The organism is Streptomyces sp. NPDC050416 (genome assembly GCF_044458845.1).
Taxonomy (GTDB): Bacteria; Actinomycetota; Actinomycetes; order Streptomycetales; family Streptomycetaceae; genus Streptomyces.
This window is the reverse complement of record NZ_JBITII010000006.1, coordinates 253,559-277,460: the sequence shown is the minus strand read 5'-3', so window position 1 is coordinate 277,460 and position 23,902 is coordinate 253,559. Positions and strand designations below refer to the sequence as shown.

23 protein-coding genes and 5 tRNA genes are annotated in these 23,902 nt (G+C 71.9%); 19 read left to right on the top strand and 9 right to left on the bottom strand.

From position 1 onward, the window contains the following. Positions 1–14: 14 nt before the first annotated feature. Entirely contained in the window at positions 15–689 is a 675-nt protein-coding gene (locus tag ACIBL4_RS20935; RefSeq protein WP_399412151.1) for a lysophospholipid acyltransferase family protein, read from the bottom strand. 414 nt (positions 690–1,103) lie between these two features. Between ACIBL4_RS20935 and ACIBL4_RS20930 the strand changes: the two genes are divergently transcribed. From ACIBL4_RS20930 to ACIBL4_RS20920, 3 genes are all read left to right on the top strand, one after another. Then, positions 1,104–2,285 (top strand): glycerophosphodiester phosphodiesterase, encoded by a 1,182-nt coding sequence (locus ACIBL4_RS20930; RefSeq protein WP_399412149.1) that lies wholly within the window; start codon positions 1,104–1,106, stop codon positions 2,283–2,285. Between the two features lie 88 nt (positions 2,286–2,373). Next, entirely contained in the window at positions 2,374–2,868 is a 495-nt protein-coding gene (locus ACIBL4_RS20925) for an RNA polymerase sigma factor (protein WP_399412147.1), read from the top strand. Positions 2,869–2,925: 57 nt separating this feature from the next. Continuing rightward, on the top strand, positions 2,926–3,423 hold the full coding sequence (locus ACIBL4_RS20920) for a GNAT family N-acetyltransferase (protein ID WP_399412592.1): 498 nt from the start codon (positions 2,926–2,928) through the stop codon (positions 3,421–3,423). A 61-nt stretch (positions 3,424–3,484) separates the two neighbouring features. On the opposite strand, the gene ACIBL4_RS20915 is transcribed toward ACIBL4_RS20920, so the two are convergent. Both ACIBL4_RS20915 and ACIBL4_RS20910 read right to left on the bottom strand, forming a co-directional pair. Continuing rightward, positions 3,485–3,916 carry a hypothetical protein gene (locus ACIBL4_RS20915; protein WP_399412144.1) on the bottom strand — a complete coding sequence of 144 codons (432 nt, stop codon included), beginning with the start codon at positions 3,914–3,916 and terminating at the stop codon, positions 3,485–3,487. Next, a complete protein-coding gene (locus ACIBL4_RS20910; protein WP_356925610.1) occupies positions 3,897–4,256 on the bottom strand; it encodes a hypothetical protein in 360 nt (119 codons plus the stop codon). The genes ACIBL4_RS20915 and ACIBL4_RS20910 overlap by 20 nt, the downstream gene beginning before the upstream one ends. A 69-nt stretch (positions 4,257–4,325) precedes the next feature. Between ACIBL4_RS20910 and ACIBL4_RS20905 the strand changes: the two genes are divergently transcribed. The 10 genes from ACIBL4_RS20905 (at position 4,326) to ACIBL4_RS20860 (ending at position 17,227) form a co-directional block, all read left to right on the top strand. Next, positions 4,326–4,976 carry an HAD family hydrolase gene (locus tag ACIBL4_RS20905; RefSeq protein ID WP_399412142.1) on the top strand — a complete coding sequence of 217 codons (651 nt, stop codon included), beginning with the start codon at positions 4,326–4,328 and terminating at the stop codon, positions 4,974–4,976. Between the two features lie 386 nt (positions 4,977–5,362). Continuing rightward, on the top strand, positions 5,363–6,397 hold the full coding sequence (locus ACIBL4_RS20900) for a methionine ABC transporter ATP-binding protein (RefSeq protein WP_399412140.1): 1,035 nt from the start codon (positions 5,363–5,365) through the stop codon (positions 6,395–6,397). Next, positions 6,394–7,101, top strand: coding sequence for a methionine ABC transporter permease (locus ACIBL4_RS20895; RefSeq protein ID WP_399412138.1), 708 nt, complete (start codon positions 6,394–6,396; stop codon positions 7,099–7,101). The genes ACIBL4_RS20900 and ACIBL4_RS20895 overlap by 4 nt, the downstream gene beginning before the upstream one ends. A gap of 61 nt (positions 7,102–7,162) precedes the next feature. Beyond that, positions 7,163–7,990: a MetQ/NlpA family ABC transporter substrate-binding protein gene (locus ACIBL4_RS20890; protein WP_399412136.1), complete on the top strand. Its 828-nt coding sequence runs from the start codon at positions 7,163–7,165 to the stop codon at positions 7,988–7,990. Positions 7,991–8,131: 141 nt separating this feature from the next. Beyond that, entirely contained in the window at positions 8,132–8,764 is a 633-nt protein-coding gene (locus ACIBL4_RS20885) for a GNAT family N-acetyltransferase (protein WP_399412134.1), read from the top strand. 178 nt (positions 8,765–8,942) lie between these two features. Continuing rightward, positions 8,943–10,163 carry a precorrin-6y C5,15-methyltransferase (decarboxylating) subunit CbiE gene (cbiE, locus tag ACIBL4_RS20880; protein WP_399412132.1) on the top strand — a complete coding sequence of 407 codons (1,221 nt, stop codon included), beginning with the start codon at positions 8,943–8,945 and terminating at the stop codon, positions 10,161–10,163. Positions 10,164–10,529: 366 nt separating this feature from the next. Further along, on the top strand, positions 10,530–14,567 hold the full coding sequence (gene cobT / locus ACIBL4_RS20875; protein ID WP_399412130.1) for a nicotinate-nucleotide--dimethylbenzimidazole phosphoribosyltransferase: 4,038 nt from the start codon (positions 10,530–10,532) through the stop codon (positions 14,565–14,567). 132 nt (positions 14,568–14,699) lie between these two features. After that, a complete protein-coding gene (gene cobA / locus ACIBL4_RS20870; RefSeq protein WP_399412128.1) occupies positions 14,700–15,941 on the top strand; it encodes a uroporphyrinogen-III C-methyltransferase in 1,242 nt (413 codons plus the stop codon). A gap of 64 nt (positions 15,942–16,005) precedes the next feature. Next, positions 16,006–16,824: a TrmH family RNA methyltransferase gene (locus ACIBL4_RS20865; protein WP_399412127.1), complete on the top strand. Its 819-nt coding sequence runs from the start codon at positions 16,006–16,008 to the stop codon at positions 16,822–16,824. Between the two features lie 10 nt (positions 16,825–16,834). Further along, on the top strand, positions 16,835–17,227 hold the full coding sequence (locus ACIBL4_RS20860; RefSeq protein WP_399412125.1) for an NUDIX domain-containing protein: 393 nt from the start codon (positions 16,835–16,837) through the stop codon (positions 17,225–17,227). Positions 17,228–17,266: 39 nt separating this feature from the next. On the opposite strand, the gene ACIBL4_RS20855 is transcribed toward ACIBL4_RS20860, so the two are convergent. Continuing rightward, on the bottom strand, positions 17,267–18,730 hold the full coding sequence (locus ACIBL4_RS20855) for a serine/threonine-protein kinase (protein WP_399412123.1): 1,464 nt from the start codon (positions 18,728–18,730) through the stop codon (positions 17,267–17,269). Positions 18,731–18,925: 195 nt separating this feature from the next. Between ACIBL4_RS20855 and ACIBL4_RS20850 the strand changes: the two genes are divergently transcribed. The 4 genes from ACIBL4_RS20850 to ACIBL4_RS20835 all read left to right on the top strand — a co-directional run bounded on the left by ACIBL4_RS20850 (position 18,926) and on the right by ACIBL4_RS20835 (position 21,276). Continuing rightward, positions 18,926–19,165 carry a hypothetical protein gene (locus tag ACIBL4_RS20850; protein WP_184981801.1) on the top strand — a complete coding sequence of 80 codons (240 nt, stop codon included), beginning with the start codon at positions 18,926–18,928 and terminating at the stop codon, positions 19,163–19,165. A 234-nt stretch (positions 19,166–19,399) separates the two neighbouring features. Beyond that, a complete protein-coding gene (locus ACIBL4_RS20845; protein WP_399412119.1) occupies positions 19,400–19,609 on the top strand; it encodes a hypothetical protein in 210 nt (69 codons plus the stop codon). 349 nt (positions 19,610–19,958) lie between these two features. After that, positions 19,959–20,906 carry a phosphotransferase family protein gene (locus tag ACIBL4_RS20840; RefSeq protein ID WP_399412117.1) on the top strand — a complete coding sequence of 316 codons (948 nt, stop codon included), beginning with the start codon at positions 19,959–19,961 and terminating at the stop codon, positions 20,904–20,906. A gap of 79 nt (positions 20,907–20,985) precedes the next feature. Next, complete coding sequence (locus tag ACIBL4_RS20835) at positions 20,986–21,276, top strand: zf-TFIIB domain-containing protein (protein ID WP_399412115.1); 291 nt, start codon at positions 20,986–20,988, stop codon at positions 21,274–21,276. A gap of 64 nt (positions 21,277–21,340) precedes the next feature. Here the strand turns inward: ACIBL4_RS20835 and ACIBL4_RS20830 are convergent. From ACIBL4_RS20830 to ACIBL4_RS20810, 5 genes are all read right to left on the bottom strand, one after another. After that, positions 21,341–21,412, bottom strand: a tRNA-Val gene (locus tag ACIBL4_RS20830). A gap of 44 nt (positions 21,413–21,456) precedes the next feature. Beyond that, positions 21,457–21,528, bottom strand: a tRNA-Val gene (locus tag ACIBL4_RS20825). 25 nt (positions 21,529–21,553) lie between these two features. Next, positions 21,554–21,625, bottom strand: a tRNA-Val gene (locus ACIBL4_RS20820). A 1-nt stretch (position 21,626) separates the two neighbouring features. After that, a tRNA-Cys gene (locus ACIBL4_RS20815) sits at positions 21,627–21,700 on the bottom strand. Positions 21,701–21,737: 37 nt separating this feature from the next. Then, positions 21,738–21,810 (bottom strand) — tRNA-Gly (locus ACIBL4_RS20810). A gap of 177 nt (positions 21,811–21,987) precedes the next feature. Here ACIBL4_RS20810 and ACIBL4_RS20805 point away from each other — a divergent pair. Further along, on the top strand, positions 21,988–23,031 hold the full coding sequence (locus ACIBL4_RS20805; RefSeq protein ID WP_399412113.1) for a chorismate-binding protein: 1,044 nt from the start codon (positions 21,988–21,990) through the stop codon (positions 23,029–23,031). Beyond that, positions 23,028–23,849 (top strand): aminotransferase class IV, encoded by an 822-nt coding sequence (locus ACIBL4_RS20800; RefSeq protein ID WP_399412111.1) that lies wholly within the window; start codon positions 23,028–23,030, stop codon positions 23,847–23,849. The genes ACIBL4_RS20805 and ACIBL4_RS20800 overlap by 4 nt, the downstream gene beginning before the upstream one ends. Positions 23,850–23,902 lie beyond the last annotated feature (53 nt).

Sequence of the window (23,902 nt, the reverse complement as noted above, 5' to 3'; positions counted from 1 at the left end):
GAAGCCGAACGGCCCTACGCGGCCTCTTTGGCCTTGCTCGCGTACATGTCCACGTACTCCTGCCCGGACAACCGCATGACCTCGCTCATCACCGAGTCGGTCACAGCCCGCAGCACGTACCGGTCCCGGTCCATCCCCTCGTAGCGGGAGAACTCCATCGCCTCACCGAACCGGACCGTGACCTTCCCCGGCCGCGGCAGCCCCGCCCCGCCCGGCTGGAGCCTGTCCGTACCGATCATCGCGAAGGGCACCACCGGCGCCCCGGTCATCAGCGTGAGCCGGGCGATCCCGGTACGCCCCCGGTACAGCCGGCCGTCGGGCGAGCGCGTGCCCTCCGGGTAGATGCCGAAGACCTTGCCATCCTCCAGCACCCGGCGCCCGGTCATCAGCGCGGCGACCCCGCCCCGGCCACCGTCACGGTCCACGGGGATCATGCCGACGCCGGTGAAGAACCAGGCCATCAGCCGGCCCTTGAAGCCCTTCCCGGTCACGTACTCGTCCTTGCCGATGAAGAAGACCTGACGGTCGCAGACCAGCGGCAGGATCATCGAGTCGATGAACGTCAGGTGGTTGCCGGCCAGGATGACCGGACCGTCGCCGGGAATGTGCTCCGCACCTTCCACCTGAGGGCGGAACATCAGGCGCATGATCGGACCGAGCACTGCCTTGATGAGCGCGAAGCGGGACAACGGACCCTCCGGTGTCAAGGATTCTGTATGAGTCTGTGCAGGTGAGGACGATACTCGCGGCGCGGGGCATCGCGCACATCGGGCACGGCGACTTAACCGAGGCCTTACGTCCTGTTGACGCGTGTTTACCTGCGGTGACGCGCTGGGGACGGTGCGTGACCCGGCCGTCCCGTGTGACGGACATCGCTCCGCGGGCGTATCGGACGCGTTCCCAGAACCGCCGCACCGAATCGCCGGGACGCGACGAACCCGACGTGCCGCCCGCATGCCGCCGACGAGCCGTCAGTTCCCCGCCCCCACCAGCCACTACGACATCCGTCGTCACCCGCGTGTTCCGCCCGGCGTCTCCCACTCGTCATGTACGCGCCCGTACGATCGGCCCGCACGGACGAGCTCACGGCAGGGAGGGCGCTCATGGGAACGCAGAGGCCGAACGAGGAAGCGAGCGGGACCGGACGGCGGGCCTTGCTCGGCGCGGCGGTCCTCGGCGCCGGGGGAGCGGTCCTCGGCATGACCGGCACGGCGAGAGCCGACAGCATCCGGGCCGGCGGCGGACAGGGCGGGAACGGCGGGCTGAAGAGCCTGCCCAAGCCGACGATCGTCGGCCACCGCGGGGCCAGCGGCTACCGCCCGGAGCACACCTTCGGCTCGTACCAGCTCGCCCTCGACCTGGGCGCCGACATCGTCGAGGCGGGCGACCTGGTGCCGACGAAGGACGGTCACCTCGTCTGCCGTCACGAGCCGGAGATCGGTGGCACCACGGACGTCGCCGACCACCCGGAGTTCGCCGACCGCAAGAAGACCAAGGTCCTCGACGGCGTGTCCACCACCGGCTGGTTCACCGAGGACTTCACGCTCGCCGAGCTGAAGACCCTGCGGGCGATCGAGCGCATCCCGGCCAACCGCCCGCACAACACCCTCTACAACGGCCGCTGGGAGATCCCCACCTTCGAAGAGGTCCTGAAGTGGCAGGACGAGCAGACCCGCGCACGCGGCAAGCAGGTGTGGATCTACCCCGAGCTCAAGCACCCCACCTACTTCCGCAAGCAGGGCCTGCCCCTGGAGGAGCGGGTCGCCAAGCTGCTGCGCAAGCACCGCAAGGACCGGCGCACCTCCCCGGTCATCATCCAGTCCTTCGAGCCGACGAGCATCGAGCGCCTCAACAAGCTCGTCGACAACCCCCTGGTCGTCCTGCTGTCCTCGGCGGACGGCCGCCCCTGGGACTTCGTCGAGACGGGCGACCCGCGCACCGTCGCCGACCTGGTCAAGCCGGCCGGCCTGCGGGAGATCGCCTCCTACGCGCAGGGCATCGGCCCGACCCTGGACCTGGTCATCCCGCGCGACGCCAAGGGCAACCTCACCCAGCCGACGACACTCGTCCGGGACGCCCACAAGGTGGGTCTGATCCTGCACCCCTGGACCATGCGCAACGAGAACCCCTTCCTGCCCGCGAACTTCCGCAAGGGCACGGACGCGGACGCCTACGGTGACGTCTTCGGTGCGTACAAGGCGTACTTCGCGACCGGTATCGACGGCGTCTTCACCGACCAGCCCGACACGGGCGTGCTGGCCCGCGAGGACTTCGTCGGCGACTGAGCGTCAACCTCCGATTTCACACCCCTCGGTCGGGTGAGCTTCGGCCGCCGGGGCAACCCATGGCCCGGGCGGCCGCGTCGCTCCGCATATGACGCCCGACCTGGTCACCGCCCTGCGCCCGCTGCTCACCGCCGAGGCCTCCGCGGAGGCATATGCCGCCGGAGTCGACGCGGGCGACCTGGAGCAGGCGGTCTGGCTCCGTCTGCTGGAGCGCCTCGACGCCGAGGGTCCGCCGCTCGACCCGCAGGACTGGCTCCGCCGAGCCGTCCGCTCGGAAGCGCGCCGCACCCGCCGTACGAGCGGCCTCGAACGGCCGTACGCCGTCGAACCGGTCGACGACGGCGACGACGGACCCGAACAGCTCGCCCTCGCCGCCGCCCGCGGCCGTGCCCTGCGCGCGGCCGTACGCCGCCTCCCGGGCCGCTGCCCCCGCTTGATGGAGGCCCTGCTCTCTCCCGAAGACCTGACATACCGGGAAATCGCAGGGGAGTTGGGTATCTCACAGGGGAGTCTTGGCCCGGAACGTTCCAGATGTCTGGGATGTCTGCGGAGATTACTCACACCGGAGGTTGCGGCCCGCTGAGGACGGGGATAGGAGTGAGGAACGACCGGTGATCAAATGAGCGGGAGGCGTGCGCACATGGGCATGAGCGTGACCATCTCTGCGGCGACCGAGCAGGACGCGGAGCAGATCTTCAGGCTGCAGTACCTGTGTTTCCAGTCGGAGGCGGCGCTGTACGGGAACTACCGCATCGACCCGCTCGTCCAAACCCTCGACTCGGTCCGCGAGGAGGTCGCCCGCGACTGCGTCTTCGTGGCCCGGCTCGGCGACGAGGTCGTCGGCTCGGTGCGCGGCTCGGTCACCGAGGACGGCGCCGCCGCGATCGGCAAGCTCTGCGTCCACCCCCGCCTCCAGGGGCACGGCATCGGCGCCCGCCTGCTCCGAGCGGCCGAGGCGGCCCTCGCCGACCAGCACGGCGCCACCCGCTTCCGCCTCCACACCGGCCACCGCAGCGAGGGCAACCTCCGCCTCTACCGCAAGGTGGGCTACGAAACGGTGGGCACGTCCCAGGGCGCGGACGGCGTACCGATGATCGTCCTGGAGAAGCCGGCCAGTACCTACGCAGCGACGGCTTGATTCTCAGGGGCGCGGGGAACTGCGCGAACAACCCCACACCACCCGCACTCGCCGACGCCCCTCAGCCGGCATCCTCCTGCCGCGCACGCGACTTCCGCAGCCAGTAGATCGCCGATACCGGCAACAGAACCGGGATGAACACATACCCCATCCCGAAGTCCGACCACACGGTCGCGTCGGGAAACGCCGACGGCTCGACCAGCGTCCACGTCCCCACCGTCAGCACACCCACCAACTCCGCGACACAACACACAAGCGCAACCCGCCGGGCCGTCTCCCCACCCCGCACCAGCGAGTACGTGATGAACCCGTACACCACACCGGCCACCGCCGACAGCGAGTACGCGAGCGGCGCCCGGTCGAACTCCGTCGCGATCTGATACGCGGACCGCGACACCGCGCCCACGACCATCACGCCGTACAGCCACACCAGCAGCGTGCCGGGCCCACTGGTCAGCCGCCGCCGGTTCACCTCAGCCTCCCCAGATGTCATAGAGCCGCACCTCCAGCACAGCCAGCACCACACCGCCGGCGGCGACCGTCACCGAACCCCACCGGGTGCGCTCGGCCAGCGACATGAACCCCGCCGCCGGGACACACGCGAACGCCCCGAGCAGATAGGCCACGAAGATCGTCGTGCCCTGCTCCGGCTTCTCGCCCTGCGCCAGCAGCACGATCCCCACCACCAGCTGGACCAGCGTCAGCAGGGTGACCACGGCCATCCCGATGAAGTGCCAGTCCTTCGTCGGCTGGTCACGGTAGGCGGCCCAGCCGCACCAGGCGGCGAGCAGCAGCGCGGCGACGCCGGTCACCAGCGTCAGGGCATCAAGCATGCTGCGACCCTATTACGGCCGAAAAGGCCCGGTGCCTGCGGCCCTGGCCCGCACCGTAGGGTCGAGGGCATGAAGATCCACGCGCACGCCCTGCTGTTCGACAACGACGGAACCCTGGTCTCCTCCCTCGCCTCGGTGGACCGCTGCTGGACGCGGTGGGCCACGGAGTACGGGATCACGGCCGAGGAGTTCGCCCGGGTCGAGCTGCACGGCCGGCCGGCCGCCGAGATAGCCACCGACTTGCTGCCCGCCGACGTGGTGCCGCAGGCCGTCGCGCGGATCGAGGACCTGGAGGTGGAGGACGTGCCAGGCGGCGGTGTGCATCTGCTGCCGGGGACCCGCGCCTTCCTCGACGCCCTGCCCGCCGAGCGCTGGGCCGTCGTCACCTCCGCCACCCGGCGGCTGGCCGAGGCCCGGCTCGACGCCGTCGGCATCCTGCCCAAGACGCTCGTCGCCGCCGACGACGTCACCCACGGCAAGCCCGACCCCGAGCCCTATCTGCTCGCCGCCCGCACCCTCGGCGTCGACCCCGCCCGGTGTGTCGTCTTCGAGGACGCCCCCGCGGGCCTGACGGCGGGCCGCGCCGCCGGCATGACCACCGTGGCGTTGACCACAACCCACCAGGCCCACGAGCTCCAGGCCGATCTGGTGATCGAGAACCTCTCCGCCCTGTCCGCACTGGTCACCGAGCAGGGTGTCGAGATCTCCCTGCGCGGCTGACGGAAGACGGCGGATCCCGGCCCCTGTCCACCGCTGTCCAGCATCCGGACAGAGGCGGCCGGTCAGGACCGTACGCATGTTTTACTGACGGCATGACCACGACGAGCGACCGCATCCCCGCGACCGAGGCGACCATGACGCCCGGTGCTCGTTGTATGTGTCGAATGTGCGCCTTCTAGAGGGCCCCCGCACCACCCCCCGAGCTCGCGCCCCGAAGCGAGACCGCGGCATGTCCGCACGCCCTGAGCAGTGCGTGACACCAAGCCGCCCGCGCACATGTTCTCCCCGGTTCCCCGCCCCAGCGAGAACCGTGTCGCGTCCCTGAACGAATGCCTCTGTGCCCGGGCACACCCACGCCCGCGCACTCGACAGTGACGGAAACCCACGTGATCACCACAACGGACCTGACCAAGGTCTACCGTTCGCGCGGCCGCGAGGTCACCGCCCTGGACGGCGTCGACCTGCACGTCCGCGAAGGCGAGGTGTACGGCGTCATCGGCCAGTCCGGCGCCGGCAAGTCCTCGCTCATCCGCTGCGTCAACCTCCTGGAGCGGCCCACCTCCGGCACCGTGACGGTCGCCGGGCAGGACCTCACCGCCCTGGCCGGCCGCGGCCCGCGCGCCGGAAGGGAACTGCGGCAGGCGCGCAGCCGGATCGGCATGGTCTTCCAGCATTTCAACCTGCTGTCCTCCCGGACCGTCCAGGACAACGTCGAACTGCCGCTGGAGATCCTCGGGAAGTCCGGGCAGGAACGCTCCCGCAAGGCGCTGGAACTGCTCGACCTGGTCGGCCTCGCCGACAAGGCGAAGGCCTACCCGGCGCAGCTCTCCGGCGGCCAGAAGCAGCGCGTCGGCATCGCCCGCGCCCTGGCCGGCGACCCGAAGGTGCTGCTGTCCGACGAGGCCACCAGCGCCCTCGACCCGGAGACCACACGCTCGATCCTGGCGCTGCTGCGCGACCTGAACCGGCAGCTCGGCCTGACCGTCCTGCTCATCACGCACGAGATGGACGTCGTGAAGTCGGTCTGCGACTCCGCCGCGCTCATGGAGAACGGCCGCATCGTCGAGTCCGGCACGGTCAGCGAGCTCCTGGCCACCCCCGGCTCCGAACTGGCCGCCGCGCTGTTCCCGCTCGACGGCGAGGCCTCCGGCGAGGACCGCACCGTCCTCGACGTCACCTTCCAGGGCGAGAGTGCGACCCAGCCCGTCATCTCGCAGCTCGCCCGCACCTACAACATCGACATATCGATTCTCGGCGCCGCCATCGACACCGTCGGCGGCCTCCAGGTCGGCCGGATGCGCATCGAACTGCCCGGCCGCTACGAGGACAACGTCGTACCGATCGGCTTCCTGCGCGAAAAGGGCCTCCAGATCGACGTCCCGGGCCGCGAGTCCGTACTGGTGAAGGAGGGTGCCAAGTGACCTGGTCCGAGATGCAGCCCCTGCTGGAGCAGGCGTGTTGGGACACGCTCTACATGGTCGGCTGGTCCACGCTCATCGCCGTCGTCGGCGGACTGCCGCTCGGGATCCTGCTGGTTCTGACCGACCGCGGCGGCCTGCTCCAGAACGTCGTCGCCAACAAGGTCATCGGGCAGATCGTGAACATCGCTCGCTCGCTGCCGTTCATCATCCTGATGGTCGCGCTGATGACCTTCACCCGCTGGATCACCGGCACGACCATCGGCCGCGAGGCCGCGATCGTGCCGCTCGCGGTCGGTGCCATCCCGTTCTTCGCGCGCCTGGTCGAGACGGCCGTCCGCGAAGTGGACCACGGGCTCGTCGAGGCCGTGCAGGCCATGGGCGGCAACACCTGGACCGTCGTCCGCAAGGTCCTCGTCCCCGAGTCCCTGCCGTCACTGATCTCCAGCACCACCACCACGATCGTCGCCCTCATCGGCTACTCGGCGATGGCGGGCACCGTCGGCGCAGGCGGCCTCGGCGACATCGCCATCCGCTACGGCTACCAGCGCTTCGAGACCCAGCTGATGTGGATCACCGTCGCGATCCTCGCCGTCGTCATCTCGGTCATCCAGTTCGCCGGCGACTACGCGGCCCGCTCCCTGCACCGCCGCGGCGCCCACTCGGGCCCCGCCCCCAAACTGCGGCTGCTCAAAGCCGCCTCCTGACCCCCCGTACACCCACAACGGGGTCGCACCACCCGCAAGGTCATAAGGAAAGGCACTTTTCGTGCGTAACACCGCCAAGATCACCACCGCCGTCCTCGCCGCCGGAGCCCTCACCCTCGGGCTCAGCGCCTGCGGCGCGGGCAAGGACGCCTCCGACACCTCCGGCCCGCTGGTCGTCGCCGCGAGCCCTGTCCCGCACGGCGAGATCCTCAACTTCGTCAAGGACAACCTGGCGAAGAAGGAGGGCCTCGACCTGGAGGTCAAGGAGTTCACGGACTACACGTCGCAGAACCCCGCGACGCAGGACGGCTCCGTCGACGCCAACTACTTCCAGAACAAGCCGTACCTCGACGACTACAACAAGAAGAACGGCACCGACATCGTGCCCGTCGTCACGGTCCACCTGGAGCCCCTCGGCCTCTACTCCCACAAGGCCGAGAAGGCCGGCGACCTGAAGAGCGGTGCGACCGTCGCCGTCCCCAACGACACGGTCAACGAGGCCCGCGCGCTCAAGCTCCTCGCCGCCCACGGGCTCATCACCCTCAAGGACGGCGTCGGCAACGAGGCGACCCCGTCCGACATCACCAAGAACCCCAAGAACCTCAAGTTCAAGGAGCTGGAGGCGGCCCAGACGCCGCGCTCCCTCGACGACGTGGACGCCGCCGTCGTCAACGGCAACTACGCCATCGAGTCCGACCTCAAGCCGTCGAAGGACGCCCTCGTCCTGGAGTCCCCCAAGAACAACCCGTACGGCAACTTCCTCGCCGTCAAAAAGGGCCAGGAGGACGACCCGCGGGTGAAGAAGCTCGCGAAGCTCCTCACCTCGCCCGAGGTGAAGAAGTTCATCGAGGACAAGTACGCCGACGGCTCCGTGCTCGCCTCCTTCTGAGCCCACGCCCGGCACCCGCCCCGCACGGGGTCCTCCCTCATCCGGTGGGGGAGGACCCCGTGGTGCGGATCAGTGCTTTCATGCTGCATGCTGGGCAGTTCAGCAGGCCCTGAAGGTTCACCGAAGGTTACGGAGCGGCGCATGACGAGCACCTTTCCCAACGTCTCCATCAGCACGGAGCGGTTGGTCCTGCGCCCCTTCGAGGAGCCGGACATCCAGTCGTTCGCCGACATGATGAACGACGAGCTCGTCACCGCCTGGACCACCGTCCCGCACCCCTACACCGAGGCCCACGCGCGCTCCTGGATCACCGAACAGGCCCCCGCCGAACGGGCCGAGGGCCGCGGCATCGTCTTCGCCGTCACCGAGTTCCTCACACAGCGCCTCGTCGGCATCGTCCACCTGAGGAACACCGACTGGCGGATCCGCTCCAGCGAGATCTCCTACGTCATCGCCCCCTGGGCCCGCGGCGAGGGCTACGCCTCCGAGGCGGCGCTCATCACCGCGCAGTGGCTCTTCAACGACCAGAAGTTCGAGCGCCTGGAACTGCGCACCCCGGCCGACAACACCGCCTCCCAGCAGGTGGCCCAGAAGATCGGCTGCATCAGCGAGGGAGTGCTGCGCGGCGCCTGGATAGCCCGGGCACGGAGGGACGACGGCGCGTGGACCGAGGTACGCACCGACCTGATCGTCTGGAGCCTGCTCCCCGAGGACCTCGACGGCGTGGGAGATCAGCTGCCCGGCGGTTTCACGTCCTTCGGCGACTGGAACTGACGCCGGCGACCGGAAACCGACCGGAACCGACCGGGACGGACACCGCGCGCGACGGCACCGCCGCCCCCTCCACCGGCTTCACCGGGTACTCTCACGGAGCCCGCCCGCGGGCAGCTCATCACACGGCACAGCCGACCTGACACTTACGACCTGCGCAAACCTCTGGAGACTGACGACGATGGCCGACCGGGTCACGGTGATCGGCTGGGACGGTTCGCCGCTGACCGCCGCGGCACGCGCCGCCCTCGGTGCCGCCACGCTCGTTGCGGGCGCCGCCCACCACCTGGCGCTCCCCGAGGTACCCGCCCGCGCCGAGCGCATCCGCCTCGGCAGCGTCGCACTCGCCGCCCGCCGCATCGCCGCCCACCGCGGCACGGCCGTCGTGCTCGCCGACGGCGACCCCGGCTTCTTCGGCGTCGTCCGCACCCTGCGCGCCCCCGAGTTCGGCCTCGAAGTGGAGGTCGTCCCCGCCGTCTCCTCGGTCGCCGCCGCCTTCGCCCGCGCCGGCATGCCCTGGGACGACGCACAGGTGGTCGTCGCCCACCGACGCACCCTGCGCCGTGCGGTGAACGTGTGCCGCGCCCACACCAAGGTGGCGGTTCTCACCTCACCCGGCGCCGGACCCGCCGAACTCGGCCTGCTCCTCGAAGGAGTCCACCGCTCCTTCGTCATCTGCGAGGAACTCGGCACCGCCCACGAGCGGGTCAGCGTCGTCACCTCCGAAAAAGCCGCCGACTTCACCTGGCGCGACCCCAATGTCGTCATCGTCCTCGGCGGCCCGGTCGGACCCGGCACCACGGGGGAGAGCGGCGGCTGGATCGCCGGCCGCGACCCGTCCGCCGGACCGCGCGGCTGGTCCCTGCCCGCCGAGGCGTACGGCGGTGACCTCGGCGAGGGCGAGACCCAGCTGCTGCGCGCCTCCCAACTCGCCCGTCTCGGACCGCGTGTCGGCGACCTCGTGTGGGACATCGGCTGCGGCAGCGGCGCCTTCGCGGTCGAGGCCGCGCGCGCCGGCGCCGCCGTCCTCGCCGTCGACAGCGACCGGGCGGCCTGCGCCCGCACCGACGCGGCCGCCCGCCGCCTCGGCGTCCAGCTCCAGATCGTGCACGGCACCGCCCCGCACGTCCTGGAGAACCTCCCCGAACCCGACGTCGTCCGCGTCGGCGGCGGGGGGGCGGCCGTCGTCTCGGCCGTCGCCGACCGCCGCCCGCAGCGTATCGTCACGCACGCCGCCACCCGGGACGCCGCCGAACTCATCGGCCGGGACCTGACGGAGCACGGCTACGGCGTCGAGTGCGCCCTGCTCCAGTCCGTCGAACTCGACACCCGGGCCTGGACGGAGAAGGAACGGAGCGTCGCGTTCCTGCTCAGCGGGGTGCTGCCCCGCCGCAGCGGCTGACTCCGCCGCCGTCCCCGTGATCGGGTTGTCGTACTGCGCGCGGTAGGCTGGCCGATCGCTGCACCGCACGCGGACGTCCGGCAGTTCGTCGGCCAATGTCCGGAAAACCCGCCCGTTTTGGGGGGAGTGTGGTACGGCAGAACCGGAGGACGCGCAACGTGGCGCAGTCCACAGCGGAACCGTCGCGGATCGAGGTGCCGTGACGGTGCTTCGGCCGCAACAATGCCAGTGAGTGGCTTTGTCGCCTTTTCCGGCGGGCCGTTCGTGCCGCTGTGGACGCACGCTCGTTCTTCACTGTGGGGCGGTCGGTGCGCCGTTCCGGGTGAGCTGGTCGTAGGAGCACTAACCGATGGGCGAGGGGTACGCATGACCGACACCGGCCAGGTCCCGGGCGAGGGACTGCCGGAGAACGCAGGCATGGTGGAACAGCCGGGCGCCTCCGCGCACGGTGCGTACGCCTACCTCTCCGAAGACACCGCCGAGGACGAAGACCTGCTGCTGCCGGGCTCCCATGGCGCCTGGGGCAACGAGGTCGCCCCGCCCGCGCCGGAACCGGTCGTCGAGGCCGTGCATCAGCCGGGCCCGCACGAGATCTCCGGCCGCGACAGCGGCTCGGTCGACCTCGGCGGGGTCCGCCTGCCCGACCCGCCGCCGATCCCGCCCATCACCCCGCGCCGGCCGCTGCACCTCGGCCCGCCGCTGCCCGACAGCTCCGCCAGTCCGGTCCGCTCGCTCGCCGACCGCGGCCCGGCGGAAGCGCCGGCACGACAGCCCGCGGGCGCGGCGCCCGGACCCGAGTACCTCGACGTCCCGCGCGCCCCTGAGGCGCCCGCGCCGGCTGCCGCGCCCTGGGGCGCGCAGGTTCCGGCCCAGGCCCCGGTGAGTGCCGGGGCGGCGCCTGCGGAAACGGTTGTTCCGGCAGCGGAGCAGGCGGGCACGGCCCAGGCCGTCGCCACCCACGTCGCCCCGGAGCCGGCGCCTGCGGCAGCGACGGCCCCGGCCGCTTACGCGGAGCAGCCTGTGCAGGGTGCCTACGCCGAGCAGCCCGCGCAGGGTGCGACGGCGCAGGGTGAGGCAGCCGGTGCGCCGGTGGATGCGGGCGAGCCTGAGCAGGCCGGCACCGGTGCCTCCGGGGAACAGATGGTCGCCGCTGAGCCCGGGGGTGCTGGTGAGCCCGCTGGTGTGAGCGGTGGCCCGGATGGTGAGCCGGTGGCCGTGACCGCGCAGGGAGCGGTGGTTGAGGCCGAGCCGGCTGGTGCGGGCGACGGTCCGATGGGTGAGCCGGTGGTCGCGGCGGAGTCGGAGCAGGGCGAACCCGAGCAGGGCGCGGGCGTGGCGGGTGATCCCACCGACGCGGGCGTCGCACCGGATGTCGGCCAGGAGGCCGCCGTGGCCGTGGCCGCATCGCAGCCGGTTGCGGAGGATGCGCCGGCGCCGGTCGTGGACGGTTCCGGCCAGGACGGCGAACCGGCGCTCGCCGAGGGTGCTCCCGGCGTACCCGCCGACGGTGTTGAGCAGGCCTCGGCGTCCGCCCCTGCCCCTGCTCCGGAGGCTGCACCGGTGCCCGAGGCCGTCCCGGCCCCGGAGGCCGCTGCCGCGCCCGAGCCTGCTGTCGTAGCTCCGCCCGAGGCGGATGCGGCGGAGACCGCCGCTGCGCAGGCGCCGGACGCTGGGGTAGCCCCCGAGGCCGCCGCGCAGGAGCCGGAGGCCAGGGATGACGAGGCCGCCGCGCAAGCTACTGAGCCGATCGCACCGCAAGCTGCCCCCCAGGCCCCCCAGGCAACTGACGCCGAGGCAGCCGCGCAGGAACCCGAGATGACGGCACCGCAGACCGCAGCTGCCGCCCCGGAAGCCCCTGCCCCGGAAGCGCCTGCCCCGGCGACTGAAGCGCCTGCCTCGGAAGCCGGATCTCCGGCTGCCGAGGCCCCCGCGCCCGCCGACGTACCCACCGCGGACGCACCCGCCGCCGCACCGGAGACCACCGAACCGACCCAGCCCGCTGCCGCAACGGCGCCTCCTCAGCCCACCGAGACGGCCACCCCGGACTCCGGAGCAGAGGCCGCCGCGACCGCCGAGGCAGCGGCAGCGCTACCGGCTCAGGCCCCCGAAGCGATCGCGCCCGACCCCACAGCCGAGGCGGAGGTGCCGGCACCCGAGCCGGTAGCCCCCACACCCGAGCCGATGGTCACCACACCCGAGCCGACGCCCGCCGGGTCCGAGCCAACGCCCGCCGCGCCCGAGCCGGCAGTCGCCGCGCCCGAGCCCGAGCCCGAGCCCGCCGAAGCCACCCCGGCCCCCACAGCACCGGGAGCCTCCGAAGCCCCCCAGCCCTTGCAGCCCCCCCAAACCCCCCAAAACCCACCTGAGCCCCCGCAAACCCCCCCGGCATCCGCCGAGGACGTCACCGTCGTACTCCCCGGCCCGGCCCCGGACGAGCAGGCCGGACAGTATGTCCAGGGCCCGCAGCAGTCCCAGGCCGCCGTCCCCCAGCCGGCCCAGCCCGAGGCGGAACCCGTGGTCATCGTCCCCACACCCCGCGAAGGCGACGCCGAACTCGCCCAGAACGCCGACGACCTGGACACCCGGGGCGCCGAACAAGAAGACCTGGCGGACCAGGAACGCCACGAAGCAGAGAGTGCGGCCGCAGTGGGAGAAGCACGGCAGTCCACCGGTCCCGCCGCCCCCGGCTACGACCCCGCCGAGCGCGAGGCCGTGCTGAAGGTCATGCGCGAACGCCGCGACATCCGCAACGGCTTCCGCGGCGATCCCATCCCGCACGAGGTGCTGCTCCGAGTCCTGGAGGCCGCCCACCACGCGCCCTCCGTCGGCCACTCGCAGCCCTGGGACTTCGTCGTCATCCGCTCCGCCGACACCCGGCGCGCGATGCACGAACTGGCCATGCGCCAGCGCGACGCCTACGCGAAGTCCCTCCCCAAGGGCCGGGCCAAGCAGTTCAAGGAACTGAAGATCGAGGCCATCCTCGACACGCCGGTGAACATCGTCGTCACCGCCGACCCGACCCGCGGCGGCCGCCACACCCTCGGCCGCCACACCCAACCCCAGATGGCCCCGTACTCGGCCGCCCTGGCCGTGGAGAACCTCTGGCTCGCCGCCCGCGCCGAAGGCCTCGGCGTCGGCTGGGTCAGCTTCTTCGACGAGCGCGAGATGGTCCGCGCCCTCGGCCTGCCCGAGCACCTCGAGATCATCGCCTACCTGTGCGTCGGTTACGTCGACGAGTTCCCGGACGAGCCCGAGCTGCTGCAGGCGGGCTGGTCCAAGCGCCGCCCGCTGTCGTGGGTCGTGCACGAGGAGACGTACGGCCGGCGCGCACTGCCCGGAGAGGAACCGCACGACCTGCTCGCCGAGACCGTCGCGCAGATCCGCCCGCTCGACGCCAAGGCGCTCGGCGAGGCGTGGGAGCGCCAGAAGCGTATGACCAAGCCGGCCGGTGCGCTGGGCATGCTGGAGATCATCTCCGCGCAGCTGTCCGGCCTGTCCCGCCAGTGCCCGCCGCCCATCCCGGAGCCCGCCGCGGTCGCGATCTTCGCCGGTGACCACGGCGTGCACGCGCAGGGGGTCACCCCCTGGCCGCAGGAGGTCACGGCCCAGATGGTGGCCAACTTCCTCGGCGGCGGAGCCGTCTGCAACGCCTTCGCCACCCAGGTGGGCGCCGAGGTCTGCATCATCGACGTGGGCGTCGCCGCCGACCTCCCGGCCACGCCGGGCCTGCTGCCCCGCAAGGTCCGGGCCGGCACGTCCGACATGACCACCGGCCCCGCGATGACCCGCGAGGAGGCCAAGCAGGCCATCGAGGTGGGCATCGACACCGCCCGCGACCTGGTCGCCGCCGGCAACAAGGCACTCCTCACCGGCGAGATGGGCATCGCGAACACGACCGCGTCCGCCGCCCTGATCTCCGTCTTCACGGGGGTGGACCCGGCCGAGGTGACGGGCCGGGGCACCGGTATCAACGACGAGACCCTCGCCCGCAAGACCGAGGTCGTCCGCCGTGCCCTCGAACTCCACCAGCCGGACCCGGCCGACCCGATCGGCGTGCTCGCCGCGATCGGCGGCTTCGAACACGCCGCCATCGTCGGCCTCCTCCTCGGCGGCGCGTCGCTGCGCACGCCGGTGATCCTGGACGGCGTCAGCGCGGGCGCCGCCGCCCTGGTGGCGCGCGCCATCGCCCCGGAGGTCCTGGCGGCCTGCATCGCAGGCCACCGCAGTGCCGAGCCCGGCCATGTGGCCGCCCTGAACAAGCTCGGCCTGCGCCCCCTGGTCGACCTCGACCTCCGCCTCGGCGAGGGCACGGGCGCCCTCCTGGCCCTCCCCCTGGTCCAGAGCACGGCCAGGGCGATGCACGAGGTGGCGACGTTCGATTCGGCTGGAGTGACCGAGAAGTAAGGCACCTGTGGCTCCGGTGGTCCGTGTCCGGCAAGGACGCCCAGCCACCGGACACGTGTGCCCCCACAGCGACTCGCACCTTAAAATCCGCACGTCAGGGCATTGAACCCGCCGCAACAGGAGCCGCACCCCATGGCCGAACACCCCGCCTACCCCGTAGGCCTCCGCCTCACCGGCCGCCGCGTGGTCGTCCTCGGCGGCGGCCAGGTCGCCCAGCGCCGCCTCCCGGCGCTCATCGCCGCGGGCGCGGACATCCTCCTGGTGTCCCCCGAGGTCACCCCCTCCGTCGAAGCCATGGCGGACGCCGGCGAAATCACCTGGCACCGGCGCCCCTACGAGGAGGGCGACCTCGCGGACGCCTGGTACGCCCTGATCGCCACCGGCGACACGGAAGCGAACGCGAGGGCCTCCGAGGAGGCGGAACGCCGCCGCGTCTGGTGCGTCCGCTCCGACGACGCCGACGAGGCGACGGCCTGGACCCCGGCCACCGGCCACAGCGAGGGCGTCACGATCGCCGTGCTGACCACGGACGCCCGCGGCCGCGATCCCCGCCACACCGCCGCCATCCGCGACGCGGTCGTCGAGGGCCTGCGCGACGGCACGCTCGTCGCCCCCCACCACCGCACCCGCACACCCGGAGTCGCCCTGGTCGGCGGCGGCCCCGGCGACCCGGACCTGATCACCGTGCGCGGCCGCCGCCTCCTTGCCGAGGCGGACGTCGTCATCGCGGATCGCCTCGGCCCGCGCGACCTCCTCGCCGAACTCCCGCCCCACGTCGAGGTGATCGACGCGGCGAAGATCCCTTACGGTCGCTTCATGGCCCAGGAGGCCATCAACAACGCGCTGATCGAGCACGCGAAGCAGGGCAAGTCGGTGGTCCGCCTGAAGGGCGGCGACCCGTACGTCTTCGGCCGCGGCATGGAGGAACTCCAGGCGCTCGCCGAGGCCGGCATCACCTGCACGGTCGTCCCCGGGATCTCCAGCTCGATCTCGGTCCCGAGCGCGGCCGGTATCCCGGTCACCCACCGCGGCGTTGCCCACGAGTTCACCGTGGTCAGCGGCCATGTCGCGCCGGACGACGAGCGCTCCCTGGTCGACTGGCCGTCCCTGGCCCGGCTGACCGGCACGCTGGTGATCCTCATGGGAGTCGACAAGATCGGAAAGATCGCGGAGACGCTCGTCGCGCACGGAAAGCCCGCCGACACCCCCGTCGCCCTCGTCCAGGAGGGCACGACGGCGGCTCAGCGCCGAGTCGACGCGACCCTCGCGACCGTCGCGGAGACGGTCCGCGCCGAGGACGTGAAGCCCCCGGCGGTCATCGTCATCGGCGAGGTCGTGAAGGTCGGCCCCACGGCCGCCGCGCCCCACGAGTAACCCGGGGTAACACAACCGTTCCCAAGCCGTTGGCACCGCACCCAGGACAAGGCAGTATCACCCTGTGGCCGATCTCATCACCGTCGAGGATCCCGACGACCCGCGCCTGCGCGACTACACCGGCCTGACCGACGTGGAGCTGCGCCGCAAGCGCGAACCCGCCGAGGGCCTGTTCATCGCGGAGGGCGAGAAGGTCATCCGCAGGGCCAAGGAAGCGGGCTACGAGATGCGGTCCATGCTGCTCTCGGCCAAGTGGGTCGACGTCATGCGCGACGTCATCGACGAACTCCCCGCCCCGGTCTACGCGGTCAGCCCGGAGCTCGCCGAGCAGGTCACCGGCTACCACGTGCACCGCGGCGCGCTCGCCTCCATGCAGCGCAAGCCCCTGCCCACGGCCGCCGACCTCCTCCAGACCGCCCGCCGCGTGGTGATCATGGAGTCGGTCAACGACCACACAAACATCGGCGCGATCTTCCGCTCCGCCGCGGCCCTCGGCATGGACGCGGTCCTGCTCTCCCCGGACTGCGCCGACCCCCTGTACCGCCGCAGCGTGAAGGTCTCCATGGGCGCGGTCTTCTCCGTGCCGTACGCCCGTCTGGAGACCTGGCCCAAGGGCCTGGAATCGGTCCGTGAGGCCGGCTTCACGTTGCTCGCCCTCACCCCCGACGAGAAGGCCCGGCCCCTCGACGAGGCCGCCCCGCACACCATGGACCGCGTCGCCCTCATGCTCGGCGCCGAGGGCGACGGCCTCTCCACCCAGGCCCTGGTCGCCGCCGACGAGTGGGTGCGCATCCCCATGTCCCACGGCGTCGACTCCCTCAACGTGGGCGCGGCGGCGGCCGTCGCCTTCTACGCCGTGGCCACCGGCCGCCCGCAGTCCTAGGGGGCCGTACGTGGAACAGCGCCAGGCGATCGTCGCCGTACTGCGGCGCGGGGACCGCGTCCTCGCGATCCGGCGCGGCCCGCGGGTCGCCCGTCCCGGCTACTGGCAGCCGCTGAGCGGCAAGCTCGAACCGGGCGAGACCCAGGAGCAGGCGGTCGTGCGGGAGGTCCGCGAGGAGGTCGGCCTCACCGTCGTGCCGCTGGCGAAGGTGTGGGAGTCGGAGACCGACGACCGCCTCTTCCGCCTCCACTGGTGGACCGCCCGCGCGGACACGGGGGAGGTCGTCCCCGACCCCGGCGAGGTCGCCGAGACCCGCTGGGTCACACCGCAGGAGTTCCTGACCCTGGACCCGGTCTTCGACGGCGACCGCGAGTTCTTCGAACGGATCCTGCCGGAACTGTGACGGCGGACCTCAAGTGAACAAGCCCTACGGCTCGAACCCCTACGGCTCGAACCCCTGCGGTTCATAGCCCCGCTGGACATGCTCCTGCCGGGCCCCGCCCCCGTCGTCGCCGAGTCCCCGCGCCGAGCCCTGGCAGCCCTGCACCAGGGCGATGCCGACCGCCACCAGCAGCGTGACCACGACGAACACGAACAGCCGCTGCCGCAGCAGCCGGGGATTGGCGGGCCGCAGACCGGTCCCCGTGTTCCTGGACGCCGGACGTCCGGTACCGCTGTGGGGCGTGGGGCGGCTGCCGCTGCCCGACGGGGTCCCGTTGCGCCCGGTGGGCGTCGGCCGTGCCCCCGACCGCGACGGAGTGCTGCCGCGCGAGGCGCCGGAGCCGCGCACCGGAGTCCTGCCGCGGCTCCCGCCACCCGTCGACCGGTTCCCGCCGCCCGCCGCCCGGGCTCCGCCCCGCGCGCCGGCTCCGCTCTGTGAAGCCGGGCCGTCCGGCGACGGAACGCCGTCCCCGGGCCCAGGGGAGCGCCGCGGCGGGGGAGTACCCCGGCCCCGCTGCGCCCCGGCAGTCCCCGCGCCCTGCTGTCCCTGCGGACGACGGCCGCGCTCGGGGTAGGTGTCGGTGGGGCGGTCCGTCTCGGCACCGCGCGGCGCGGGCGGCCGTACGCCGGCCAGGTCCTGAGACTCCCGGGCCGCGATCTCCTTGAGCCGCATGGACAGTTGGAGCGTGCTGGGCCGCTCCTCGGGGTCCTTCGCCAGGCACGCCCGGACGAGCGGAGCCAAGGCGTCGGGTACGCCGTGCAGCTGCGGTTCCTCGTGCACGACGCGGTACAGCATCACCTCGGAACTGCCGTGCCCGAAGGGCGAGTCGCCCATCGAGGCGTACGCGAGCGTGGCACCGAGGGAGAACACGTCCGTGGCCGGTGTGACGGCGGCCCCGCGCACCTGCTCCGGTGCGAGGAAGCCCGGCGAGCCGACCGCCGTCCCCACGTGGGTGAGCGTCGAGGCGCCGGTGGCCCAGGCGATGCCGAAGTCGATGATCCGCGGCCCCTTCGGGGACAGCAGGATGTTGGACGGCTTCAGATCCCGGTGTACGACCCCGGCCTCGTGCACGGCGACCAGGCCCTCCGAGAGGGCGGCACCGACGGCGGCGACGTCGGCAGCGCCGAGCGGTCCCTCGGCGGCGACTTTGTCGTGCAGGGAGGGGCCGGGTACGTACTGCGTGGCGAACCACGGCCGGTCCGCGTCGAGGTCGGCGGCCACGAGCCGTGCCGTGCACCCGCCGCGGATTCGTCTGGCCGCCGAGACCTCACGGGCGAACCGCGAGCGGAACTCCTGGTCCTCCGCCAGATCAGGCCGGATGACCTTGAGCGCGACCCGCTGCCCCTTTTTGTCGGAGCCCAGGTAGACCACGCCCATCCCGCCCGCGCCGAGCCGTCTGTGAAGCCTGAACGAGCCGACGACGCGCGGGTCCTCGCGCCTCAGGCGCATCATCGCCATGTTCATCCCCGCTGCCCGGTCCTGTGACGAGCCACAGCTTACGTTTCCACGGCCGCCCGCGCGCAGAGGCCGCGCCCTCTCGCGGCGATGGATTGTCAGTGGTGGGTGGGAGACTTGAAGGGTGGTCAGGGGGCGCGCGGACAGGCCGTGTTCGCGCGGGGGACGACCCCAACCGCCTGGCCCGGAAGGGGGATTGGGCCCGTGAAGGGTGACCGTGTGGAGATAGTCGTGGACGCCGGCGACACGACGCGCACGTACGAGGTGGTGGCGAGCAGGGCGGGCCGCAGGGTGGAGACGGCGGTACGCCGAGGTGTCGTGGAAGTGAGCGAAGTCACCAGGAGCGGCACCGTCGTGCGTACGGCCCGTTTCATGGCGAACCGGGTGCTGGCCCTGGTCGAACAGCCGATTCCGAGGGAGGAAAGCTCGGACAAAGCGGGGTGAGCCGGGCGTCCTTTCGGGGAAGACCCTGAGACCCCGGTCCCCGTCTCCACCCAGGGGAGTACATCGCAGGTGACGGCTCATCCTCCGGGAGGCCCGGCAATCGGTACGAGGGCATGACGCCCGGGACGGGCCGGACACCTAGATTTGAGGTCAAGCGGCGGGTGCAGCACTCGTCCCCCGAGGTCAGACACCCGCCGCTGCCAACGACAACTGAGAACGGTCAGGAGAGGGACCATGGCCCAAACGGCACCGCGGGCACTGATCCGCGAGGAGGGACGCAAGGTGTACGCCGCAGCGTTCCGTTCCCGCCGTCAGGGCCGTCGCCACCCCTTGGTGGCGACGCTGATGGCCCTTCCCTTGGCGGTCCTGCTCCTCCTCGTCTTCGACGGGTGGGAGACAGTGGCCACACAGGCGTCGTCCGTGGGAGAGATGCTGGGGCGCTGAGCGGCGACCCCAGGCCCGGAAGAGCGGTCCGGGCGGGGACATCCCACCCATGAAACCCCGTGGGGACGGGGGTGCGGCGGACGGCACAAGTGCCGGCGCAGCTGGGGAGCTGCGCCGGCATTACCCTTGCCGCCGGCCGCCGCTGCGGGCAGTCGTGCCTCCCCCAGTGCCTTAAGGGCCTGGGAGGTACCCCCAGGCGTCACGGGTGGGCGCAGCGGCACCTCGCCGCGCCGGGCTGCGCACCCACCCGGCGCTGGCACCGACGCCGAGTACCTGCAGCCAACAGCGCCTTACAGCCCAGCCCCACCTACGCGTACTCTCGCCCCCGACACACACCCCCGGGAGCTCAGTGAACCCCGCCCCCGCCCTGCTCATACAACAGCTCACCGCCAAGGCCCGAGCCACAGCTCACGCACGCTCCTCGGCCTGCCCCTGCCCCTGCGCCGCAGCCACCCTCGCGGACCGCCCCGACGGCATCGTCGTACGACACGCGGACACCGTCGCGAAGGCCCACCCCGAGGACACCGACCCGGCCGAGCTGACCACCCGCCTCACCCTCGCCGCCCACCACCCCGGCATCCTCCTGCCCCCACTCACCCCGGCCCCGGCCGACCTGCACGACCGCCTCGTGACGTTCTGGCCGTACGGCACCCCGGTCGACCCGGACACCCCCGACGCCGCCCCCTGGGAAGCCGCCGCCACCCTCCTCGCCCGACTGCACCGCACCCCGGCCCCGCCGGGGACGCCCACCATGCGGGGCCCCGCCAAGGCGGCCCTGGCCATCGCCCGGCTCCGGGACGCCGGCCCGCACCCCGCCGCGCCCCCCGTCCTGCGCGCCTGGGAGACCCTCCCAGCCTGGGCCCGGGCCGAGGCCCCGATGCCGCAGCACGGCACCCTGTGCCACGGCGACCTCCACCTCGGCCAGCTCGTACGCCACCCCGCCCCCGAAGGCCCCTGGCTGCTGATCGACGTGGACGATCTCGGTGTCGGCGTCCCGGCCTGGGATCTCGCCCGCCCCGCAGCCTGGTACGCCTGCGGACTGCTCCCGCCCGGCGAATGGGCCCGGTTCCTCGCCTCCTACCGCGCCGAGGGCGGCCCCGCCGTCCCGGCCGACGGCGACCCCTGGCCCGCCCTGGACGTCCCCGCCCGCGCCCTCACCGTGCAGACCGCGGCCCGGGCCGTCACCAAGGCGGCCGTGGCAGGTCGCGCCCTGGACGAGGTGGAGCAGTCGGTCGTGGACGCCTGTGACCGAATGGCTACCGTTCCGCCGCAGTTGGCGCAGGAGCACGCGAAGTAGGGTGCAACCGACCACAGCCGGACAGAGTCTGTCCTGGCGACACCCGAAGCAGGACCGACCGGCGAGGAGTTGAACCACCATGCACTGTCCGAAGTGCCATGCCCCCATGCACACCTACAACCGCAACGGTGTCCAGATCGAGCAGTGCAGCGGCTGCCGCGGCATCTTTCTCGACTACGGCGAGCTGGAGTCGCTGACGCGTCTGGAGGCCCAATGGTCCCAGTCGGCCCCGCCGCCCCCGCCTGCTCCGCAGGCCTACCCCGCCCCACCGGCCCCCGCCTGGGGCGCACCGCACGCTGGCCACGGACACCATGGCCAGCACGGTCACCACCGGCAGAAGAGCTTCGGCCGCATGCTGTTCTCGTCCTGACGCGGCGATCACCACACGACGAAGCCCCCGGCCGATACGTACGGCCGGGGGCTCCGGTGTGATGTGGACGATACTGGGATTGAACCAGTGACCTCTTCCGTGTCAGGGAAGCGCTCTCCCGCTGAGCTAATCGTCCTCAGGGGCCATGACCACTGACTGCAGCGGATCATGGGCATTGCGTGCGCGATACTGGGATTGAACCAGTGACCTCTTCCGTGTCAGGGAAGCGCTCTCCCGCTGAGCTAATCGCGCGGGTCGGATCTTGGAGCAGATCCAGTGGACGATACTGGGATTGAACCAGTGACCTCTTCCGTGTCAGGGAAGCGCTCTCCCGCTGAGCTAATCGTCCTTGGAGGTGGAGACGGGATTTGAACCCGTGTAGACGGCTTTGCAGGCCGTTGCCTCGCCTCTCGGCCACTCCACCAGGAGTGCAAGGGGCCGGGAAGCCCCCTGTTCCTTCGAGCGGACGACGAGGCTCGAACTCGCGACCTCAACCTTGGCAAGGTTGCGCTCTACCAACTGAGCTACGTCCGCTTGTCGTTTCGGTCCGCTCTCGCGGCCCGGCGACGAGTTGAACTCTAGCGGATTCCGGGGCCAGCACAAAAACGCGTTTGTGCAGCGTGCTGCGCTTCCCCTGCTCAGGGCGGTAGCAGGGCCTCACGAAGGGACGTCCGCCGGTCACCCGCGGGACACCGCCATAGACTCGACTGCGTGCTCGACCTCCCTGCTCTCGCCCGCTTCGGCGACCGTGTCGCCACCGGGCTCCTCGATGTCACCGACGATCCCGCAGCCCTGGAGTCCAGCGGTTTCTGGGCGGTCTGCGCCGACTTCGAGGGCCGTCTGACCTGCGCACGCTTCCAGGACGTGCGGCATGCGGCCGTCCCCGCCCCCGTGCCCGGCGCGTGGCGGGGACCGGCGGCGGATGACTGGACGTCGTCGCTCGACCGCACCGCGTACACGGCGGCGGTGCGGCGGATCCGCGAGCACATCGCGGCCGGCGAGGTCTACCAGGCGAACCTGTGCCGGGTGCTGTCCGCGCCCGTCACGCCCGGCGCCGACGTGGACGCCCTGACGTCGCTGCTGGCCCTTGGCAACCCGGCACCGTATGCAGGAACGATCCGCCTGCCCGGTCACGGTGTGGAGATCGCCACCGCGTCCCCCGAACTGTTCCTGCGGCGCGAGGGACGCGTCGTCGAGTCCGGTCCGATCAAAGGCACCGGCCGCACCGAGACGGACCTGCTGGAGAAGGACTACGCCGAGAACATCATGATCGTGGACCTCGTCCGCAACGACATCGGACGGGTGTGCGCCACGGGTACGGTGACCGTGCCCGACCTGTGTGCCGTCGAGAAACACCCCGGACTGGTCCACCTCGTGTCGACGGTCCGGGGTGAGCTGGACGAGACGGCCGGCTGGGCCGAGCTGCTCGCCGCCGCCTTCCCGCCCGGCTCGGTCACCGGCGCGCCCAAGTCGAGCGCGCTGCGGATCATCGACGCGCTGGAGACCGCGCCCAGAGGACCGTACTGCGGAGGGATCGGGTGGGTCGACGCCGACCGGCGGACCGGTGAGCTGGCCGTCGGCATCCGTACCTTCTGGATCGACCGGGCCGACGGCATGCTGCGCTTCGGCACCGGCGCCGGCATCACATGGGGCTCGGATCCCGAGGGGGAGTGGCGGGAGACCGAGCTGAAGGCGGCCCGGCTGCTCGCGATAGCGTCGGGAGCGTATGAGGTGAGTGGAGAGGACCTGACGTGAAGATCTGGCTCGACGGCGGGCTGCAGGACATCGAGTCCGCCCGCGTCTCCGTCTTCGACCACGGGCTGACCGTGGGCGACGGCATCTTCGAGACGGTGAAGGCCGTGGACGGCCGGCCGTTCGCCCTCACGCGGCACCTCGACCGGCTGACCCGGTCGGCGCGCGGCCTCGGACTGCCCGACCCGGACCACGACGAGGTGCGCCGCGCCTGTGCCGTCGTCCTGGAGGCCAACCCCATGCCGCTCGGCCGCCTGCGCATCACCTACACCGGCGGCCATGGCCCGCTCGGCTCCGACCGCGGCGAGCACGGCCCGACCCTCGTCGTCGCCCTCGGCGAGACGACCCGCCGCCCCGACTCCACCGCCGTGATCACGGTCCCCTGGACCCGCAACGAGCGCGGCGCGCTCACCGGCCTGAAGACCACCTCGTACGCCGAGAACGTCGTCGCACTCGCCCGCGCCCGCGAACAGGGCGCCTCGGAGGCCCTGTTCGGCAACACCGTGGGACAGCTCTGCGAGGGCACCGGATCCAACGTCTTCGTCGTCCTCGACGGCGAGATCCACACCCCGCCGCTCGCCTCGGGCTGCCTCGCGGGCATCACGCGCGCGCTCGCGATCGAATGGACCGGCGCCGAGGAGACCGACCTGCCGCTGGACGTCCTGGAGCGGGCCGACGAGGTCTTCCTGACGTCCACCCTGCGGGACGTGCAGGCCGTGCACCGGGTCGACGACCGGGAGCTGCCCGGCGCGCCCGGCCCGGTGACCGCCAAGGCCATGCGGATCTTCGAGGAGCGGTCCGGGGACGGCCTCGACCCCTGACGGCTCCCGCTTATTCGGCTGACCAGGGCCGTGGTTGCGGGTAGAACACCCCT